Source organism: Neobacillus niacini, assembly GCF_000759675.1.
Taxonomy (GTDB): Bacteria; Bacillota; Bacilli; order Bacillales; family Cytobacillaceae; genus Neobacillus; species Neobacillus niacini_A.
Genome location: NZ_BAWM01000144.1, coordinates 1 through 3,218, shown reverse-complemented (window position 1 = coordinate 3,218; position 3,218 = coordinate 1). Strand labels below are relative to the sequence as shown.

The following is a 3,218-nucleotide window of genomic DNA, read 5'->3' as shown; positions in this document are numbered from 1 at the left end:
CATTAATAGTGCAAGCACGGTTCTGGGAGGGGGTGGAGTACAATCTACCGTAAGGTAGAAAGGCTCCATTCTACTCGACTAGCATTCCTGTAGATCGTAAATATCAGGTTTGAAAAAAATAAAGCCCCTCAGTAAGATATGAGTATAGACACTACTCTAACTCAGACTCTTAAGGAGGAAGCCCTACTATGAATTTTAAAATGCAAGACAAACAAAATCAACTAATAGAAAGAATTTCCGTTAAACACCTTGTTGTTGGTGTGGACATTGCCCAACAATTACACGTAGCTCGAGCAGTAAATTTTCGTGGAATTGTAGTCGGAGATCCACTTACATTCAAAAATAATGAAGAAGGATTTGCTAGTTTATTAATATGGATTAAAAATCTTCAAAGATTAAATAACCTTGATGCAGCTATAGTTGGGATGGAACCTACTGGACACTACTGGATTAATCTTTCAAAATGGCTTATTAAACAAAAAATTGAGGTAGTAACGGTAAACCCACATTTAGTAAAAAGGAATAAAGAAAATCGTGATAATACTCAATCAAAAAGTGATAAAAAGGATGCATTAGTTATCGCTGATATGGTGAAGAACGGTTACTACTCCTATGTTAGGAACACATCAGAATCATTCGAAAAACTAAGGGTTCTCATGTCTAACCGTGACGTAGTAGTTAAACGTCTCGTTAGTTCTATTAATCAATTAAATCGTTGGGTAGATATTGTCTTTCCAGAACTCCGACAGGTGTTTAAAGATATTAAGGCTAAAGGGGCAATTGCAACGCTTCGCCTATTTCCATCTCCAGTGGAATTGGCGACTTTGCAGCCTCACGAGGTTATTACAGGTTGGAAATCAATTATGAAGAGACAGCCTGGATTAAAAAAGGCCCTATTACTCCTTCAGGTAGCTAGGAAATCTGTCGGCACCAGACAAGCACTTGATGCTTATAAATTTCATTTGGAACAATTATTGGAGGAATATGATTTAGCTGTAACACAACTCGAAAGAGTTGAAAAACAAGTTACAGATGTCTTAAATAAAATCCCTTTCGCCAAGAAGTTGCTTACCATTAAAGGAATTAGTGAAATTTCCTTAGCTGGTATATTAGGTGAGGCTGGAGATTTAAGTGGTTTTTCTCACGGGAATTCTCTACTTCGCCATGCAGGATTGCACCTAGCTGAAGCAAGTTCTGGAAAGTGGAAAGGTCAAATTGTTATTTCTAAACGTGGAAGATCTAGACTACGGCGATTCCTCTACTTAGCGACAATGAGCCTTGTGATGAACAACCCTGAGTCTAAAGATATCCATACATATAATGTGAAGGTCAAGAAGATGAAGAAAATGAAGTCTATTATGAAGTTGGTCGGTAAATTAGCAAGAATTTTTGTAGGTATAGCTAAGCGAAACGAATCTTACTGTCCAAATAAATTACAAGAAACAATCCCATTAGCAGCATAGAAGTATAACTAAAAGTCTTATAGTTAAATAGTTATCTTAAATTTTGAATGTTGTCTTATTCGTAGGATTTCAAATATGTACGGAGTACCAGGTTTCTTCAACAAAAGGGCACCGTGACCCATCAGTTTAGCATAACTGGCCTCCACCCCTTGGATAGGCATAACGAAGGAATGAAAGGGCAATTGACCCGTTGAGACATGGGAGGGAAAGCCTCCAGGGGCGGCGTGGAGATGTACATTATATGGTAGAATATGGAGTATAATATGACTCCTTTATTTAACTATGCCTTCACGAAGCCAAAAGGTTCTTAACTCTTTTAATAAACTCGTTAATTAGTTACTAAGGGGTTTGAAATCCTGCGAATAAGTGAGCATTCAAGAGATAATCGTATCAAACTGAGGGAGTTGAACAATCGTCATTAGCTTTTTTTCAACAATCGGGCCATTTTCTTGAATAATAGAAGGAATCATTCGTAAGTAAATCGAAGTTAATTCAGAAGATGTTTTTACTCGATAAATTCAAGAAGAATAGAGGAGGATATATGGGGAAAATAATTGCAAACGTAAGCAACACATTGGACGGTATCTTTACGGGGCCGAAAGGTGAAGAAAACAACATGGTAAGCTGGGCAATGCCTGGCATCGTGGATTCCACAAATGATGGTCTTGTCATGTTCCAGAAGGCTGACGCAATCTTGATGGGGCGGGTCACATATGAAGGCTTTGCAGGATATTGGCCGTTCCAAGAGGGAGATTGGGCTGACGCCATGAATAAAACTCAAAAGTATGTAGCAACTAATAATAACGAGCTTACGGTAATTCACTGGGGAGACTACGATGATACCATTTCTCTGCTTAACTATGATGTAATGTCGAAAGTAAGGGAGCTTAAAAGAGAAATCAAGGGAGATATCATTGTTCCTGCGAGTGCAGGTCTTGTTCAAAGTTTGATTAATGCTAGTTTACTTGATGAACTCCGAATCATCATTCATCCGGTCATTTTGGGCAGCGGAAAACGTTTCTTCGACAACATAGAAACACGTCTCGACATGAAGTTGATAGAAACCAAGCTTTACGAAACAAGTGGTTCAATGCTGATGCGGTATGAAACCGTCAAATAAAATGAGTTTTAAAAAAACGTCTGAAAAATTCTTGTTAATTTAAATCACCACGTAGTTCCAAATTGAAGAAATTGCTTTAATTAAATTCCATGATTATGAAGGATGTTAATACTAAAGATTGATACTTCTTTTCTTACCTTTTTTAGATTCGAACTTCTAGAAACGGGCGCTTTTCTTTAGTAAGAAGGCGTCTTTTTTATATGCTCCTACACAAAAGATTGTGAAGATTTTCACTTAAACTATAGGGTGCTTGAGTTCAAGATGAATAATTAAAAATTGTAGGAGAATTGGTATAAAAAATAGTTATATTAATTTTAATAATCATCATTGGAGGAGAAGTATGAAAAAAGGGATGACTTTGTTTTTTATAGGATTAATACTGTTTATGATTGGTATATATTTATCCTCCCATTGGGCTATTATCGGTACTTTAATGGGCGTTGGTGGGGGCATGATAATGGGCAGTAGCACGTATTTTTTGGCAAAAAAACATAATTCCTGATTTTACTAAAGGAAAACTGAGCTGGTTGAAGCTCTTTTTTGTTATTAAGCTCCCATGAAAATAAAAACTGAAAAAGGGCATGAAAAAATAGACCCAGAAAAACCAGTTTTTAAAAAAAGGCTGAGCCTCTTGA

3 protein-coding genes are annotated in these 3,218 nt (G+C 36.8%); 2 read left to right on the top strand and 1 reads right to left on the bottom strand.

The window, feature by feature from the left end:
• The first annotated feature begins 188 nt into the window (after positions 1-188).
• The gene (locus tag TR08_RS26035; RefSeq protein ID WP_045523243.1) at positions 189-1,463 is read left to right on the top strand and encodes an IS110 family transposase; all 1,275 of its coding nucleotides are present in this window, start codon (positions 189-191) and stop codon (positions 1,461-1,463) included.
• 499 nt (positions 1,464-1,962) lie between these two features.
• Positions 1,963-2,583, top strand: a complete 621-nt coding sequence (locus tag TR08_RS26030; protein WP_081954659.1) for a dihydrofolate reductase family protein — start codon at positions 1,963-1,965, stop codon at positions 2,581-2,583.
• A 430-nt stretch (positions 2,584-3,013) separates the two neighbouring features.
• On the opposite strand, the gene TR08_RS33450 is transcribed toward TR08_RS26030, so the two are convergent.
• Positions 3,014-3,218: hypothetical protein (locus TR08_RS33450; RefSeq protein WP_238579250.1), on the bottom strand; the 205-nt coding region annotated here is incomplete at its 5' end.